Origin of the sequence: Leclercia adecarboxylata, from assembly GCF_035787115.1 — a bacterium.
In the GTDB taxonomy this organism is placed as follows: Bacteria; Pseudomonadota; Gammaproteobacteria; order Enterobacterales; family Enterobacteriaceae; genus Enterobacter; species Enterobacter adecarboxylatus_E.
The window spans coordinates 15,353-31,183 of the sequence record NZ_JALKTL010000004.1; the positions used below are offsets into that span (position 1 = coordinate 15,353).

Annotated in this window: 20 protein-coding genes and 1 other RNA gene; 7 read left to right on the forward strand and 14 right to left on the reverse strand. The window is 53.1% G+C overall.

Features of this window, described 5'->3' with window-relative positions; all coding sequences use genetic code 11:
- Positions 1 to 14: 14 nt before the first annotated feature.
- The 6 genes from MXM41_RS13930 to ffh all read right to left on the reverse strand — a co-directional run bounded on the left by MXM41_RS13930 (position 15) and on the right by ffh (position 4,136).
- Complete coding sequence (locus MXM41_RS13930) at positions 15 to 332, reverse strand: DUF2946 domain-containing protein (protein ID WP_418936791.1); 318 nt, start codon at positions 330 to 332, stop codon at positions 15 to 17.
- 199 nt (positions 333 to 531) lie between these two features.
- Positions 532 to 879: a 50S ribosomal protein L19 gene (rplS, locus tag MXM41_RS13935; RefSeq protein ID WP_002914145.1), complete on the reverse strand. Its 348-nt coding sequence runs from the start codon at positions 877 to 879 to the stop codon at positions 532 to 534.
- A gap of 41 nt (positions 880 to 920) precedes the next feature.
- The gene (trmD, locus tag MXM41_RS13940; protein WP_325932595.1) at positions 921 to 1,688 is read right to left on the reverse strand and encodes a tRNA (guanosine(37)-N1)-methyltransferase TrmD; all 768 of its coding nucleotides are present in this window, start codon (positions 1,686 to 1,688) and stop codon (positions 921 to 923) included.
- Positions 1,689 to 1,718: 30 nt separating this feature from the next.
- Complete coding sequence (rimM, locus tag MXM41_RS13945; protein WP_301564410.1) at positions 1,719 to 2,258, reverse strand: ribosome maturation factor RimM; 540 nt, start codon at positions 2,256 to 2,258, stop codon at positions 1,719 to 1,721.
- A 15-nt stretch (positions 2,259 to 2,273) separates the two neighbouring features.
- Positions 2,274 to 2,522, reverse strand: coding sequence for a 30S ribosomal protein S16 (gene rpsP / locus MXM41_RS13950; protein ID WP_003863133.1), 249 nt, complete (start codon positions 2,520 to 2,522; stop codon positions 2,274 to 2,276).
- Positions 2,523 to 2,774: 252 nt separating this feature from the next.
- Positions 2,775 to 4,136, reverse strand: coding sequence for a signal recognition particle protein (ffh, locus tag MXM41_RS13955; protein WP_325932596.1), 1,362 nt, complete (start codon positions 4,134 to 4,136; stop codon positions 2,775 to 2,777).
- A 165-nt stretch (positions 4,137 to 4,301) separates the two neighbouring features.
- Here ffh and MXM41_RS13960 point away from each other — a divergent pair, with 165 nt between their 5' ends.
- Both MXM41_RS13960 and MXM41_RS13965 read left to right on the forward strand, forming a co-directional pair.
- Entirely contained in the window at positions 4,302 to 5,093 is a 792-nt protein-coding gene (locus MXM41_RS13960) for an inner membrane protein YpjD (protein WP_325932597.1), read from the forward strand.
- Positions 5,094 to 5,111: 18 nt separating this feature from the next.
- Positions 5,112 to 6,398: an HlyC/CorC family transporter gene (locus tag MXM41_RS13965; RefSeq protein WP_325932976.1), complete on the forward strand. Its 1,287-nt coding sequence runs from the start codon at positions 5,112 to 5,114 to the stop codon at positions 6,396 to 6,398.
- 53 nt (positions 6,399 to 6,451) lie between these two features.
- Here the strand turns inward: MXM41_RS13965 and grpE are convergent, their stop codons facing one another.
- Positions 6,452 to 7,045, reverse strand: a complete 594-nt coding sequence (grpE, locus tag MXM41_RS13970; RefSeq protein ID WP_325932598.1) for a nucleotide exchange factor GrpE — start codon at positions 7,043 to 7,045, stop codon at positions 6,452 to 6,454.
- A 121-nt stretch (positions 7,046 to 7,166) separates the two neighbouring features.
- On the opposite strand from grpE, the gene nadK reads away from it, so the two are divergent.
- The 3 genes from nadK to bamE all read left to right on the forward strand — a co-directional run bounded on the left by nadK (position 7,167) and on the right by bamE (position 10,285).
- Positions 7,167 to 8,045 (forward strand): NAD(+) kinase, encoded by an 879-nt coding sequence (nadK, locus tag MXM41_RS13975; RefSeq protein WP_039030089.1) that lies wholly within the window; start codon positions 7,167 to 7,169, stop codon positions 8,043 to 8,045.
- 85 nt (positions 8,046 to 8,130) lie between these two features.
- Positions 8,131 to 9,792, forward strand: a complete 1,662-nt coding sequence (gene recN / locus MXM41_RS13980; protein WP_325932601.1) for a DNA repair protein RecN — start codon at positions 8,131 to 8,133, stop codon at positions 9,790 to 9,792.
- 151 nt (positions 9,793 to 9,943) lie between these two features.
- Entirely contained in the window at positions 9,944 to 10,285 is a 342-nt protein-coding gene (bamE, locus tag MXM41_RS13985; RefSeq protein WP_325932602.1) for an outer membrane protein assembly factor BamE, read from the forward strand.
- A gap of 69 nt (positions 10,286 to 10,354) precedes the next feature.
- On the opposite strand, the gene MXM41_RS13990 is transcribed toward bamE, so the two are convergent.
- Complete coding sequence (locus MXM41_RS13990; RefSeq protein WP_325932603.1) at positions 10,355 to 10,642, reverse strand: RnfH family protein; 288 nt, start codon at positions 10,640 to 10,642, stop codon at positions 10,355 to 10,357.
- Entirely contained in the window at positions 10,632 to 11,069 is a 438-nt protein-coding gene (locus tag MXM41_RS13995; protein ID WP_197080107.1) for a type II toxin-antitoxin system RatA family toxin, read from the reverse strand. Before MXM41_RS13995 ends, MXM41_RS13990 begins: the two co-directional genes overlap by 11 nt.
- Positions 11,070 to 11,225: 156 nt before the next feature.
- Here MXM41_RS13995 and smpB point away from each other — a divergent pair, with 156 nt between their 5' ends.
- Both smpB and ssrA read left to right on the forward strand, forming a co-directional pair.
- Positions 11,226 to 11,708 carry an SsrA-binding protein SmpB gene (smpB, locus tag MXM41_RS14000; protein WP_103180795.1) on the forward strand — a complete coding sequence of 161 codons (483 nt, stop codon included), beginning with the start codon at positions 11,226 to 11,228 and terminating at the stop codon, positions 11,706 to 11,708.
- 90 nt (positions 11,709 to 11,798) lie between these two features.
- Positions 11,799 to 12,162, forward strand: a transfer-messenger RNA (tmRNA) gene (gene ssrA, locus MXM41_RS14005).
- A 163-nt stretch (positions 12,163 to 12,325) separates the two neighbouring features.
- Here ssrA and MXM41_RS14010 read toward each other — a convergent pair.
- The 5 genes from MXM41_RS14010 to MXM41_RS14030 form a co-directional block, all read right to left on the reverse strand.
- Positions 12,326 to 12,643, reverse strand: coding sequence for a hypothetical protein (locus tag MXM41_RS14010; RefSeq protein WP_325932604.1), 318 nt, complete (start codon positions 12,641 to 12,643; stop codon positions 12,326 to 12,328).
- Positions 12,643 to 12,882: a hypothetical protein gene (locus tag MXM41_RS14015; protein ID WP_325932605.1), complete on the reverse strand. Its 240-nt coding sequence runs from the start codon at positions 12,880 to 12,882 to the stop codon at positions 12,643 to 12,645. The genes MXM41_RS14010 and MXM41_RS14015 overlap by 1 nt, the downstream gene beginning before the upstream one ends.
- A 79-nt stretch (positions 12,883 to 12,961) precedes the next feature.
- Positions 12,962 to 13,819 (reverse strand): hypothetical protein, encoded by an 858-nt coding sequence (locus tag MXM41_RS14020; RefSeq protein WP_325932606.1) that lies wholly within the window; start codon positions 13,817 to 13,819, stop codon positions 12,962 to 12,964.
- 9 nt (positions 13,820 to 13,828) lie between these two features.
- A complete protein-coding gene (locus MXM41_RS14025; RefSeq protein ID WP_325932607.1) occupies positions 13,829 to 14,131 on the reverse strand; it encodes a hypothetical protein in 303 nt (100 codons plus the stop codon).
- Complete coding sequence (locus tag MXM41_RS14030) at positions 14,131 to 15,822, reverse strand: phage head spike fiber domain-containing protein (protein WP_325932610.1); 1,692 nt, start codon at positions 15,820 to 15,822, stop codon at positions 14,131 to 14,133. Before MXM41_RS14030 ends, MXM41_RS14025 begins: the two co-directional genes overlap by 1 nt.
- Positions 15,823 to 15,831 lie beyond the last annotated feature (9 nt).

Sequence of the window (15,831 nt, forward strand, 5' to 3'; positions counted from 1 at the left end):
ACGTTTTATATGGGTTAAGCAGACAGGCGCGGCGGCGCGCGGGTATCGGGACAGAGCCAGGGGGAAAAGTGCCAGTAGCGGACGGCAGGACGCGGCGGCGTCAGTCGCTGTCTGAGCAACACGGCGCAGAGTAGCATCACCAGCGCCAGCATTACGCCCGGCACGTGAGCCAACAAGACACAATAGCCGCAGGCTTCAGCATGGTCGACCGGCATACTTTCGGACGGGGTAGGGTGCTCTGTCATCATATTCATCTCATGGTGCATGCCGGGCATTACGCTCATGGGATCTTTTTGCAACGAGACAGAGACGAGCGGCGCAAACACAATCATCAGGATCGCAAATAACGCGAGACCTGCCGCGATACGTTGCCATTGTGTCTGATGCTGTTTAGTCGTCACTTACCCTCCGTTAAAGCAGGGGCATTGTAAACGATTTATGACGAATAAGTTAACGTGCAGCGCACATAGAGATAAAAAAAGGGCCGGCCTTTCGGCCAGCCCTTTTTACAGGATGTCGCTTAAGCGAATCTTAGTTCAGACGCTCTTTAATACGAGCAGACTTACCAGTACGCTCACGCAGGTAGTACAGTTTAGCTTTACGTACAGCACCACGACGTTTAACAGCAATGCTGTCAACTACCGGAGAGTGAGTCTGGAAGACACGCTCAACGCCTTCGCCGTTGGAAATTTTACGAACAGTGAATGCAGAGTGCAGACCGCGGTTACGGATAGCGATAACCACGCCCTCAAATGCCTGCAGACGTTTTTTGGAACCTTCAACAACCCATACTTTCACTTCCACGGTATCACCCGGACGGAAGGAAGGTACGTCCTGCTTCATCTGCTCTTGTTCAAGTTGCTTAATAATGTTGCTCATAATTTAATCTCTTATCCTGGGTAAACTGATATTCGGGGGCCTCAGGCCATCCCATCATGTTTCTGCTGCTGGTGCACGTGTTCAGTTTTGAACTCGGCCAGCAACTTTGCTTGCTCTTCAGTCAGAGCCAGGTTTTCCAGAAGTTCAGGTCTTCTAAGCCAGGTACGGCCCAGCGACTGCTTCAGACGCCAGCGACGTATCTCGGCATGGTTGCCGGACAGTAACACTGCCGGGACTTCCATCCCTTCTAACACTTCAGGACGGGTATAGTGTGGACAGTCCAGCAATCCGTCAGCAAAGGAATCTTCCGTTGCGGAGGCTTCATGGCCCAGTACCCCCGGAACAAACCGGGCGACGGAGTCAATCAGCGTCATTGCGGGTAACTCACCACCGCTGAGAACGTAATCGCCGATAGACCATTCTTCGTCAATCTCGGTTTGAATTACGCGCTCATCTATCCCTTCGTAGCGACCACAGACCAGAATCAGCTTTTGATTCGTCGCCAGTTCGCTGACGCCCGCTTGATCAAGCTTGCGTCCCTGAGGTGACAGATAAATCACCTTTGCGCCTTCACCTGCCGCGGCTTTTGCTGCTGCGATGGCATCCCGTAAGGGTTGTACCATCATGAGCATCCCCGGTCCGCCGCCGTAAGGACGATCGTCCACGGTACGGTGCCGGTCGTGCGTGAAGTCACGTGGACTCCAGCTCTCGATGCTCAGCAGGCCATTTTTTACTGCCCGGCCAGTTACCCCGTAATCGGTAATCGCGCGGAACATTTCAGGAAACAGGCTAATTATGCCAATCCACATAGCGCCGTCTTTTACCGTTTTCAGGAGAATTTAAAAACCAGGATCCCAATCTACTTCGATAGTACGAGTAGCGAGATCGACTTTCTTGATAACCTGCCCATCGAGGAACGGAACCAGCCGCTCCTTGATACCAAACGCATCTTTCAGGTTTGCCTTAATGACGAGAACGTCATTGGATCCGGTTTCCATCATATCGATGACTTTGCCCAGACCGTAACCTTCAGTAGTGACCACCTGGCAACCCATAAGGTCTTTCCAGTAATAGTCGCCCTCTTCCAGCTGTGGCAACTGCGACGAATCGACGACAATTTCACAATTAGTCAGCGCATTCGCGGCATCACGATCGTCAACGCCTTTCAGCTTGATGATGATGTCCTGATTGTGGTGACGCCAGCTTTCCAGCTCGACCTCTTCCCACTTACCGGCCTTCTGGATAAACCAGGGCTGATAGTCAAAAATGCTTTCGGCGTCTTCGGTGGAGGAAAACACTCTGAGCCAACCACGGATACCGTAGCAAGAACCCATTTTGCCCAATACAATCGGTTCAACAGGTGCTTTTTTGCTCATCATGACCACCGTGACAGATTAAGCTGCTTTGTTTGCTGCTTTGATCAGCGTAGCAACGCGATCGGAAACGGTAGCGCCCTGGCCAACCCAGTGAGCGATACGATCCAGATCCAGACGGGTTTCTTCTTCTGCGCCAGCGGCCAGTGGGTTGAAGAAACCAACGCGCTCGATGAAGCGACCGTTGCGTGCATTACGGCTGTCAGTAACAACAACCTGGTAGAACGGACGCTTTTTCGCGCCGTGACGTGCTAAACGAATAGTTACCATAACATCCTCTTGTGTGAATAAAACACCGGGCCCCATCGAGGGAAGGAGCCCGGTGTCATATTAAAAGCCCGAAAATTTTACTGATTTCTGGGGAAAATGCAATCAGCATCTGTTTTTTACTGCACAAGGCCAGGGCATAACCGGTGCAGCCAGTTTGGCGTCGGCGTGCGCGCAGCTACCGGAGCGTACTTCTCGTACGTGAGGATAGCGAGCACACCCCGGCGTCAAAATGGCAAATGAGGTAGCCCGATATTATCTACCAGGGAATCCTGGTGGCATCATGCCTTTCATCCCGCGCATCATCTTCGCCATACCGCCCTTCTTCATCTTCTTCATCATGCGCTGCATGTCATCGAACTGCTTCAGAAGGCGGTTAACGTCCTGGACCTGCATCCCACAACCCGCCGCGATACGGCGTTTCCGGGAGCCTTTAATGATTTCCGGCTTCGCACGCTCTTTCAGCGTCATGGAGTTGATGATCGCCTCCATACGCACCAGAACCTTGTCGTCCATCTGGGATTTTACGTTATCCGGAATTTGTCCCATGCCCGGCAGCTTACCCATCAGGCTCGCCATACCGCCCATGTTTTTCATCTGGCGCAGCTGCTCCAGGAAGTCGGTCAGATCGAAACCGTCGCCTTTTTTGAGCTTGGACGCCAGCTTCTCGGCCTGTGCCCGGTCAACTTTGCTCTCGATATCTTCGATCAGCGACAGCACGTCGCCCATGCCGAGGATTCGGGAGGCAATACGATCCGGGTGGAACGGCTCCAGCGCCTCGGTCTTTTCGCCGACGCCGAGGAACTTGATCGGCTTGCCGGTGATATGACGAATAGAGAGCGCCGCACCGCCGCGGGCATCGCCGTCCACTTTGGTCAGCACCACGCCGGTTAACGGCAGCGCTTCATTAAACGCTTTCGCAGTATTGGCCGCATCCTGACCGGTCATGGCATCGACCACAAACAGGGTTTCTACCGGATTAATCGCGGCATGCACCTGTTTGATCTCGTCCATCATCGCTTCGTCAACGTGCAGACGACCGGCGGTATCCACCAGCAGCACGTCGAAGAACTTCAGCTTCGCCTCTTTCAGTGCCGCGTTAACGATATCGATCGGTTTCTGTCCTACATCGGACGGGAAGAACTCCACGCCAACCTGTTCGGCCAGCGTTTCCAGCTGTTTGATCGCCGCAGGGCGGTAAACGTCAGCAGAGACGACCAGCACTTTTTTCTTGTGCTTTTCGCGCAGGAATTTACCCAGCTTACCGACGCTGGTGGTTTTACCCGCACCCTGCAAACCTGCCATCAGCACTACCGCTGGCGGTTGTGCTGCCAGGTTCAGGCTCTGGTTCTCTTCGCCCATCGCCGCAACCAGTTCGTTACGGACGATTTTGACGAACTCCTGACCCGGGGTCAGGCTCTTGTTTACTTCATGTCCAACCGCTTTCTCTTTTACACGGTTGATGAAATCACGGACGACAGGCAGCGCGACGTCTGCTTCGAGCAGCGCCATACGCACTTCGCGCAGCGTCTCTTTAATATTGTCTTCAGTAAGGCGTCCACGGCCGCTGATGTTGCGCAGCGTGCGCGACAAACGATCGGTTAAATTATCAAACATTGTCTCTCGCCTGGGGTAGAAACGTTAGGTCGCTGGCGCGACACGTACACAGAATTTTGCCGCAGTATAACATGAAGCCGCCTTTGTTGTTATGCAACGGTTGGAGCACGCCTCACGTAACGTTATACTGCATCTCTTTCTTATCAGGACACTGTCGACATCTCTATGCCTGTTTTCGCTCTGATCGCCCTCGTCGCGTACTCCGTCAGCCTCGCGCTGATCATTCCTGGCCTGTTACAAAAAAACAGCGGCTGGCGGCGAATGGCTATTTTGTCGGCGGTCATCGCGTTAATCAGCCACGCTTTTGCGCTTGAAGCGCGCATCCTGCCGGGCGACGGTAGCGGGCAGAATCTGAGCCTGCTTAATGTCGGCTCGCTGGTCAGCCTGATGATCTGTACGGTGATGACCGTTGTGGCCTCGAAAAACCGCGGCTGGCTGCTGCTGCCGATTGTCTACGCCTTTGCGCTGATCAACCTTGCCTTTGCCACCTTCGTGCCGAATGAATTTATCACGCATCTGGAGACCACCCCGGGCATGATGGTACATATTGGCCTGTCGCTGTTCTCCTACGCCACGCTGATCATTGCCGCGCTGTACGCGCTTCAGCTGGCCTGGATTGACTACCAGCTTAAAAATAAAAAGCTGGTCTTTAGCAACGAAATGCCGCCGCTGATGAGCATTGAGCGTAAGATGTTCCACATCACTCAGGTCGGCGTGGTGCTGCTGACGCTCACGCTGAGCACGGGCCTGTTTTATATGCAAAACCTCTTCAGCATGGAGAATATTGACAAGGCCGTGCTCTCCATCATTGCGTGGTTTGTCTATATTGTCCTGTTATGGGGCCATTATCATGAAGGCTGGCGCGGTCGCCGCGTGGTCTGGTTCAACGTGGCGGGGGCAGGCATCCTGACTCTGGCCTATTTTGGTAGTCGCATCATCCAGCAACTTGCCGGCTAAGTAACAAAGGAGTTCCCCCTGGAACACATCTCCACCACCACGCTGATCGTTACCCTGATCGTCATGGTGGTTATCTCCGCCTATTTTTCCGGCTCAGAAACCGGCATGATGACGCTCAACCGTTACCGGTTACGTCATCGCGCCAAACAGGGTAACCGGGCTGCCCGTCGTGTAGAAAGACTGCTGCGTAAGCCGGATCGCCTGATAAGCCTGGTTCTTATCGGCAATAACCTGGTCAATATTCTTGCCTCCGCGCTGGGCACTATTGTCGGCATGCGCCTGTACGGCAACGCCGGGGTTGCAATCGCCACCGGGGTGCTGACGTTTGTGGTGCTGGTCTTTGCCGAAGTGTTGCCGAAGACCATCGCAGCCCTTTACCCCGAGAAGGTCGCCTACCCCAGCAGCTTCCTGCTGTCGCCATTGCTCGTTCTGATGATGCCCCTGGTCTGGCTGTTGAACGGCGTGACCCGGATACTGATGCGCATGGTCGGCATCAAAGCAGATGTAGTGGTCAGCAGCGCGCTGAGCAAAGATGAACTTCGCACCATCGTGCACGAGTCGCGTTCGCAAATCTCCCGCCGTAATCAGGATATGCTGCTGTCAGTGCTGGATCTGGAAAAGGTCAGCGTGGACGACATTATGGTCCCGCGCAATGAGATCGTCGGTATCGACATCAACGACGACTGGAAAGCGATTGTCCGCCAGCTGACCCACTCTCCGCACGGCCGCATCGTGCTGTACCGGGACTCGCTGGACGACACCATCAGCATGCTGCGCGTGCGTGAAGCTTATCGTCTGATGACTGAGAAAAAGGAGTTTACCAAAGAGGTGATGCTGCGCGCGGCGGATGAGATTTACTACATCCCGGAAGGCACGCCCCTCAGCACTCAGCTGATCAAATTCCAGCGCAATAAAAAGAAAGTGGGCCTGGTGGTTGATGAGTATGGCGACATTCAGGGGCTGGTCACGGTAGAGGATATTCTGGAGGAGATTGTCGGCGACTTTACCACTTCCATGTCCCCTACCCTTGCCGAAGAGGTGACGCCGCAAAATGACGGCTCGGTACTGATCGACGGTAGCGCGAACGTCCGTGAACTCAACAAAGCCTTTAACTGGCAGATGCCGGAAGAAGAAGCCCGCACTATTAACGGCATGATTCTGGAAGCGCTGGAGGAGATCCCGGCGGCAGGCACGCGGGTGAGAATCGATCAGTATGATATTGATATCCTGGACGTGCAGGACAATATGATTAAGCAGGTCAAAGTCGTTCCGGTCAAACCGCTCAGGGAGAGCGTCGCGGAATAAGTTTTTGTAGGCCGGGAAAGGCGAAGCCGCCCCCCGGCACTACGGCAGGCAAATTACGCTTTTGCTTTCGCCACGGAGACCATCGCAGCGCGAATGGTACGGCCGTTCAGAGTATAGCCTTTCTGCATGACCATCAGTACGTTACCGGCAGCAACATCTTCAGACTCTACCATCGCAATCGCCTGATGCACGTTCGGATCCATCGGCACGTTGGTATCGCCTACCACTTCCACGCCAAACTTCTTCACGACGTCCAGCATGGATTTCAGCGTCAGCTCAATCCCTTCAACCATCGGCGCCATATCCGGATTGGCTTTATCCGCCACTTCCAGCGCGCGATCCAGACTGTCGATCACTGGCAGCAGTTCGTTGACAAATTTTTCCAGCGCAAATTTATGCGCCTTTTCAACGTCCAGCTCGGTACGACGACGCAGGTTTTCCATTTCTGCTTTGATACGCAGGATACCGTCGCGCTCGCGGTTCTGGGCTTCAGTTAACTGAGCTTCCAGATTCGCAATTTTTTCATCGCGCGGATCCACCTGCTCAGCACCAGCCTCAGCTTCTACTGCCTCAACTTCGTCGTGCTGCTCCGTGATAATTTCTTCCGGGGCTTGCCCCTCAGGCGTTTTCTGTTCTTTACTACTCATGAATTTCTCCGCGTTTTTCTGCATTCAACTCGCTAACTTCGCTTATTATGGGGATCAGTTTCCGGGATTCAAGGGAGCAAGCCACATTGTCATCATTCATTCGCACAAGGACCTTCAGAAAATGAGCAACCATTTCAAGTGTATTGGGATTGTCGGTCATCCGCGTCACCCTACTGCGTTGACGACACATGAAATGCTCTATCGCTGGCTGTGCGCGAAAAACTATGACGTGATTGTGGAACAGCAAATTGCCCAGGAGTTACAGTTAAAAAACGTTAAAACCGGCACGCTGGCGGAAATTGGTCAGCAGGCCGACCTGGCCGTCGTGGTGGGCGGCGACGGGAATATGCTCGGGGCCGCGCGTACTCTTGCCCGGTACGATATTAAAGTCATTGGCATCAACCGTGGCAACCTGGGCTTTTTGACCGATCTCGACCCGGATAACGCCCAGCAGCAGCTCGCCGACGTGCTGGAAGGTCACTACATCAGCGAAAAACGCTTTTTACTGGAAGCCCAGGTGTGTCAGCAGGACTGCCAGAAACGGATCAGCACCGCCATCAACGAAGTGGTGTTGCATCCTGGAAAAGTGGCACACATGATTGAGTTTGAAGTCTATATCGACGAAATCTTTGCCTTCTCGCAGCGCTCTGACGGCCTGATCATTTCGACGCCAACCGGCTCCACGGCCTACTCGCTCTCGGCGGGCGGCCCGATCCTGACGCCATCGCTGGATGCCATCACCCTGGTGCCGATGTTCCCGCATACCCTTTCGGCCCGTCCGCTGGTGATTAACAGCAGCAGCACCATTCGTCTGCGCTTTTCTCACCGCCGTAACGACCTGGAAATTAGCTGCGACAGCCAAATCGCACTGCCGATACAGGAAGGTGAAGACGTACTGATTCGCCGCTGTGATTATCACCTGAATCTCATCCACCCGAAAGACTACAGCTATTTCAATACATTAAGCTCAAAACTCGGCTGGTCGAAAAAATTGTTCTGAAATCGCATCCAGCACTTTACTGTATAAAAAACCAGATTATACTGTACACAAACACAGTTATGGTTTTTCATACAGGAAAACGTTTATGCTGGCACAACTGACCATCAGCAACTTCGCCATCGTTCGTGAGCTCGAAATTGAATTCAACAGCGGGATGACGGCTATCACCGGTGAAACCGGGGCCGGTAAATCTATTGCGATTGACGCGCTCGGGCTCTGCCTCGGCGGTCGTGCTGATGGTGACATGGTGCGCGCTGGCGCCAGCCGCGCCGATCTTTGCGCCCGTTTCTCCCTGAAAGATACCCCCGCCGCCCTGCGCTGGCTTGAGCAGAACCAGCTTGAAGATGGGCGTGAGTGCTTACTTCGCCGCGTTATCGGCAGCGATGGCCGCTCCCGCGGCTTTATCAACGGTACCGCGGTGCCGCTGTCTCAACTGCGCGAGCTGGGTCAGCTGTTAATCCAGATCCACGGTCAACACGCCCACCAGCAGCTCATCAAACCTGAACAGCAGAAATCCTTGCTCGACGGCTATGCTGGCGAATCTGCGCTGATGCAGCTGATGGCTGACCACTATCGTCAGTGGCATCAAAGCTGCCGGGAACTGGCGCTGCATCAGCAGCAGAGCCAGGAGCGCGCAGCCCGCGCCGAACTGCTGGCTTATCAGCTGAAAGAGTTGAATGAATTCAGCCCGCTGGCGGGTGAGTTTGAGCAGATCGACGAAGAGTACAAACGCCTGGCCAATAGCGGCCAGTTGCTCTCCACCAGCCAGCAGGCGCTGAACTTACTGGCCGATGGCGAAGAGGTGAATCTGCAAAGCCAGCTCTACACCGTGCGTCAGCTGGTGACCGAACTGGCAGGAATGGACAGCAAAGTCTCCGGTATGCTCGATATGCTGGAAGAGGCTGCGATTCAGATCTCCGAAGCGAGTGACGAGCTGCGTCACTACTGCGAGCGGCTGGATCTGGATCCCAATCGCCTGTTTGAACTGGAACAGCGCATTTCACGCCAGATCTCCCTTGCGCGTAAGCACCATGTTTCACCCGAGGAGTTGCCCAATTTCCACCAGTCCCTGCTGGATGAGCAGCATCAGCTCGACGATCAGGCCGACTCGCTTGAGACCCTCTCTCTGGCGGTTAGCGTGCATCATCAGCAGGCACTGGAAACGGCTACGCAGCTGCACAACGTCCGTCAGCGCTATGCTCAGGAGCTCAGCCAGCACATTACTGAGAGCATGCATCTGCTGTCGATGCCGCACGGGGTTTTCACCATTGATGTGAAGTTCGAAGCCACTCACCTGACGGCTGAAGGCGCAGACCGCGTTGAGTTCCGGGTTACCACCAACCCGGGTCAGCCGCTGCAGGCCATCTCCCGGGTCGCATCAGGCGGTGAGCTGTCGCGTATCGCCCTGGCGATTCAGGTGATCACTGCGAAGAAAATGGAAACCCCGGCGCTGATTTTCGATGAAGTGGATGTGGGTATCAGCGGTCCAACCGCGGCGGTGGTCGGAAAACTGCTCCGTCAGCTTGGTGAGTCCACGCAGGTGATGTGCGTAACGCACTTACCGCAGGTTGCTGGCTGCGGCCATCATCACTTCTTTGTCAGCAAGGAAACCGACGGCGAGATGACCGAAACGCACATGCAGCCGCTGGACAAACGTGCCCGTCTGCAGGAGCTGGCGCGTCTGCTGGGCGGCAGCGAAGTCACCCGCAATACCCTGGCAAACGCGAAAGAACTGCTGGCCGCGTAAACTTTTTTGGTTTCTCAGAGTCATAGTGAACAATAAAAACGCCGACAGACCGGCCGCCAGAGGTTTTAATGTGGTGAAAGGTCTATTATCATCGGCATATTACATATGAGCCGTCGCGTATTGCCCGGGCCCGAAAAGGAATCAAATCACTATGCGCTGTAAAACGCTGACCGCTGCCGCAGCGGTTCTTTTGATGTTGACCGCAGGCTGTTCCACTCTGGAACGAGTGGTTTACCGCCCTGACATCAACCAGGGGAACTATCTCGCACCGAACGATGTGTCTAAAATTCGCGTTGGCATGACGCAGCAGCAGGTCGCTTATGCTCTGGGTACACCGATGATGTCAGATCCCTTCGGCACCAATACCTGGTTCTACGTGTTCCGCCAGCAACCAGGCCACGAAAACGTGTCGCAGCAGACCCTGACGCTGACCTTCAACAGCAGCGGCGTGCTGACCAACATCGACAACAAACCGGCGCTCACCAAAGAGTAAGGTTTCAGAAATGCAAAAAGGTGCTCAATGAGCACCTTTTTTGTTTTCTCGCCGCAGCCTGGAAACCACTTATTTAGCGGCCTTCTCCGCACGCTGACGACGTAGCTCTTTTGGATCGGCAATCAGCGGACGGTAGATTTCTACCCGGTCGCCATCCTTTACCGTATCGGCCAGCTTGACCGGACGGCTGTAAATCCCGACTTTGTTTTTCGCCAGATCGATATCGCTGCGCAATGCCAGCAGGCCAGAAGCACGGATCGCCTCTTCAACGGTCGCCCCCTCTTGCAGGGTGACGCGCTGCAGATACTGCTTCTCCGGCAGCGCGTAGGCCACTTCCACCACGATTTCAGGCTGCACTGTAAACCTCTTTGGCACGCACGGTAAACGCCTGCACCATATTGGCCGCCAGCTCTTTAAATATGCGACCAAACGCCAGCTCAATCAGGGCGTTGGTAAACTCGAAGTCGAGATGGAATTCGATCCGGCAGGCATCTGCACTCAGAGGAACAAACTTCCATCCACCCATCAGTTTTTTGAAGGGACCATCCACCAGATGCATCAGAATACTCTGGTTATTGGTCAGCGTGTTACGGGTCGTGAAGGTTTTGCTGATCCCGGCTTTGGAGACATCCACCGCCGCCGTCATTTGCGTCGGGCCTGACTCCAGCACGCGGCTCCCGGTACAACCCGGGATAAACTGCGGATATGACTGAACGTCATTCACTAACTGGTACATTTGTTCCACACTATAGGGGACAAGCGCAGTACGACTAATCTGAGGCATAACATTTTTCCTGATCAAACAACCAACAAATAATAACATTTATCACCTGTTAAAAAAACGCTGAGCCTTATCTCATGCTAATATAGCGCGTTAGACCTCAACGGACGCAATGAGGTGACTTTTTGACATCAGATTACCTACGGCTTTACGACACTTATGACGAAGAAAAAAGCACATAAACCTGGCTCGGCAACCATTGCGCTCAACAAGCGTGCCCGCCACGAGTATTTCATTGAAGAAGAATTCGAAGCCGGCCTTGCGTTGCAGGGCTGGGAAGTTAAATCGCTGCGCGCCGGTAAAGCTAACATCGGTGACAGCTATGTAATCTTTAAAGACGGCGAGGCCTTCCTGTTTGGCGCTAACTTTCAGCCGCTGACGGTCGCCTCTTCTCACTACGTCTGCGATCCGACCCGCACCCGCAAGCTGTTGCTGAACAAGCGCGAGCTGGATTCGCTCTTTGGGCGCATCAATCGCGAAGGCTACACCGTGCTTGCTCTGTCGCTGTACTGGAAAAACGCCTGGTGCAAAGTGAAAATTGGCGTCGCCAAAGGTAAGAAGCAGCACGACAAACGTAACGACGTGAAAGATCGCGAATGGCAGGTCGATAAAGCGCGCATCATGAAGCACGCAGGCCGTTAATTTCCGGATACTTATTGAGCGATTCAATAAGTTAGCGTTTCGGGGTGGTATCCGGTCTGCAAATTCTGGTATACTTGCTGTATCACTATTGGGGCTGATTCTGGATTCGACGGGATTTGCGAAACCCAAGGTGCATGCCGAGGGGCGGTTTGCCTCGTAAAAAGCCGCAAAAAAATAGTCGCAAACGACGAAAACTACGCTTTAGCAGCTTAATAACCTGCTAAGAGCCCTCTCTCCCTAGCTTCCGCTCTTAAGACGGGGATCAAAGAGAGGTCAAACCCAAAAGAGATCGCGTGGAAATCCTGCCTGGGGTTGAAGCGTTAAAACTAATCAGGCTAGTTCGTTAGTAGCGTGTCTGTCCGCAGCTGGCGTGCGAATGTAAAGACAAACTAAGCATGTAGTACCGAGGATGTAGAAATTTCGGACGCGGGTTCAACTCCCGCCAGCTCCACCAATCATGATTGGACGGTGATAGGACATCACCAGCAATAACAGGAGGTTAGCAGTCTCAGCAGGACACCGACCAGACGGTGAGGGGACAAAAAAGGATACGCAAAGGAGCCGCGGCTCCCAAGTGATAAGAAGCCCGCTGATGCGGGCTTTTTTATGAGTTCTTTTTACACCGGCCTATCATCAGCGTCTGTGCTGTTTATGAAGAAAGTCACCCTACCCATTACTTCTACCTCTTCCGCTGCGTCGCCTTCTATCGCCTCGCCGTCCTCTGTGATTAATGCTTTTCCCAGAAAGCGTGCAAATTGGGTATGCCCGCCACTGAGGATCAGCAGAACCTGCCCCTGCACAAGTCGGGTAACAGGTTCGATCACGGCAAAGCCGCATGACGTTTCCATTATGCGAGTGTCGATGCCAACGCCGCAGATCAGCTCCGGCGTTAAGCGCCGCTCGACATAGTCCGTTGCCGGTGAAGGAAAACTCATCAGAGCACCCTCCCCATGTTACGGAGCATCCAGAGGCGATTCTGGCTATCGTCAGGCGTCTTGTCTACGAAGAACTCTTGATAACGCTCTATCCACTCGTTGGCATCAGCCTGGCTGAAATGCCAGTTCCTGACGCGCAACTCGCGGATGAAGTCATCAGTGCGTAAACACTGAAATCCTTTAGGGTTTTGCTGTATTGCTGCCGTAAATGCGGCATTAATGTCGTTTAAGCGGGGCATGATCTGCACTCCCTTTACTGTTTTTATATACAGTAGTTTTAAAGGAAGTGCAGAGCAAGGAGGCTGTGCCTATTGATAATTACTGCTGAACATCAGGCTGCTCGTCCTGGGCTGCTTCAGCCATAGCAGCTGCGGCCTCCAGCTGACGCTGATTCCAGATGCTGTCCACCGGCATCTCCACACGGATGGAGACGTACTGATCGGCAGGAATGTCGATAGGGTCGCCCTCGTTAAACCCTTCCCGTTCGTTGCGGGCGAACTGCGGCGCCCCCGGGTGAGTGCGATGATAGGTTTTCACCAGTACAGAACCGTCCGGGTTAACCTCATAGTCCAGCCAGATACGCGGCTGTTTATTTCTGTCCAGAGGGATTTCAAAGCCACCATCGGGCCCACCCCATGCGGCATCTGAGTTCAGTCCTATACAACCTTCAAGAAGATAAACTCCTTCTGCCTGGCGGGTCACAGTTACCCCTTCTGATTCATCGTTCGTCTCAAAGCTTCCATCACTAAAAATCTGGACTACTGGAGAAGCTACCTTTAAAAACCCGTTCGAGTCCCTTGTTGTATTTACATCTGTGTAGACTTTTCGCACAGTGGCATCACTACCTCCGCGGAAAAGCAGCGCTGTACCATCATTACGGATAAATATTTGCCCATTTAGACTTGAGCCGTACACACCAGAAGAAAATAACGAGCCAAAGTCACCATTATTTCCATCACTGAAATTGCCCCCACTGATAGAATAAATTCCAGGCTCTACGCTAATGATGGTTGCATATCCTCCTGAGACTGTTACGCCGCCTCTGGCGGCTTCAATATTTTTCCTGGCATTTACCGCTGTCGTTGCCCCAGTACCACCTTGAGTGAGACTTAGGGGTTTTGTAAGGTCGGATATTTCCGCCATGGTCAGCGTAATACTGTCATTTCTCAAAGCCATGTTATCTCCTTACGCCCAGACGCGAGCCGGTGTTTTCGGTGTAACCACAAAGTCGTTCAACCCGTATAAATCGAGCGAGTCATTCATGACCCGCAAATTGGCGTGATAGCCGGGTTCGGTGGTGTATTTGATGATTTCGTTTTCTTCACCGGGATTGATAACTTCGGCAGGGAGAGTGATAACGCCGACGACATCCAGGCTGATATCAGGGTGATAAAAATCACCCTGCTCCTCATCAACCATAAATCCCGCCCCGATTAACTGCGTGCGCATTTCATCGGCGTCAGCAAAGCTCAGATATAAGTTTCTCATCAGCGGAGTCCATTAATTTGGTTAGGGGTTAATAAGCGGTGCCAGATTCGGAAGTTCCGAATGTGGTAAACCAACTGAGATTGTGAGCTGACATTTATAGAAGTGGGTACACCATTAGGTGCCGCGGGTGCCCCCGTCCTTACGCCTTTCTGTCCGTTAAAATAAGCAGTCAGGGTATTGTCAGTGTCAATCGTTTGAGTAAATACCTGACGATTAAACGGGTATGTGACGCTAATGTTAGGGCTGATACTGCCGCTCGAACGGAGAGAGTTGATAGTCGCAGTTGCAATGCGAAGCATAATATCTTTCCCTACACCCACACCAGCTAATAAGTTGAAATATCCTGCGGCAGTTGGAACGAAGGCATCCACAGAAAGCTCAAAACTGATAGTTCTGTTAAATAGATCCCCAACAACACCATACCCAATATTACCGGAGGGCTGGATCCGTAATGTTTCCTGAGCCCTTGTCACCTCTGCGGTTGTTGTGGGTATATAACTGGTCATGACAGGGTTGGATTCTAATTGCGCACCCCAGACATAAATACCTTTAACGCCATCACCAGCGAAGCCTGAGGTATTCCCGTTCTCGTCCAGCACCCATATATTAAAGTTTACAGTTCCATTTTCAGATATAACATCAGAAGTGGTTGAGCAACGATACCATCCATTAGACAGAGGTGTGATTGTAGGTGTCCCTGTAGTACCTAAAGGTCTCATTGTGCCAGCAACTAAATCAAAATCACAACTCCGTCCATCAGGAACAAGGGTGCCGGAAAAACTAAGGCGGCATTTAGTGTATTCCCCCGCCTTTACAAAGTAACTTAATGTATAAGTGCCGCCTGTAGTGACGGGCAATGTCTTGCTGATATAATGCGAACCCAATTCCGATGTTGGTATTAATTTTGTCGCAGAGTTGCTGCCATCTGGCGCGGCAAACCCAGGCGTTGTAGTACACCTTGCTTTAGGCCACCAGGCAGCATTCTGGTCCCCTGAATAAAGCATGCTATTAGTTCCCTGCCCCTCAATTAATAGTCCCTCTCGCTCGAAACGCGGTTCGTTAATATCAGCGGTCTGCAATACGCCGGATTTATCGATATATGTCGCAGTGGTCGCCCGTGTAAAACCCACTGATTTTGTTGCCAGTTCCAGCACCTGCCCGGAAATAGTCAGCTTGTCATAGGGTGCGAATCCGGCAAGCAGACGTAAATCATCGTTGAGCGGTGCCCAGACGTCAGGGGAAGGCGCGGCCTCGAAAGGGACGGAGGTCAGCTGCTGCGCAGCGGCCAGCGATGATGCGGCACTACTGGCGCTGGACGCGGCATTGTTTTCTGACGTTTTGGCGTTTGACGCAGATTTTGCCGCATTGGTTTCAGAGGCGCCAGCGTTCGTCTCTGACGTTTTCGCATTCTTCTCTGATGTTGCTGCTGCGTTCTTTGAAGAGTTCGCGTTCGTTTCTGATGTTTTTGCGTTCTTCGCCGACGCTTCCGCCGCCGCCGCGCTGGTCCCTGCAGCCATCGCAGCAGCTGTCAGCTTCGCCCAGCTCGGCCCCGTTTTCTTTGAACCGTCTGCCAGGGTTACGGTGACGTCACCGTTACCCGATAAAATCAGGTCCTGGTTGACGATATCAATTTGCGCCTGGCGAAACCCTTCCGTGACGGCTTTTGCTAAATCGTCATCAAGTGTGGCCATTCGTGATGT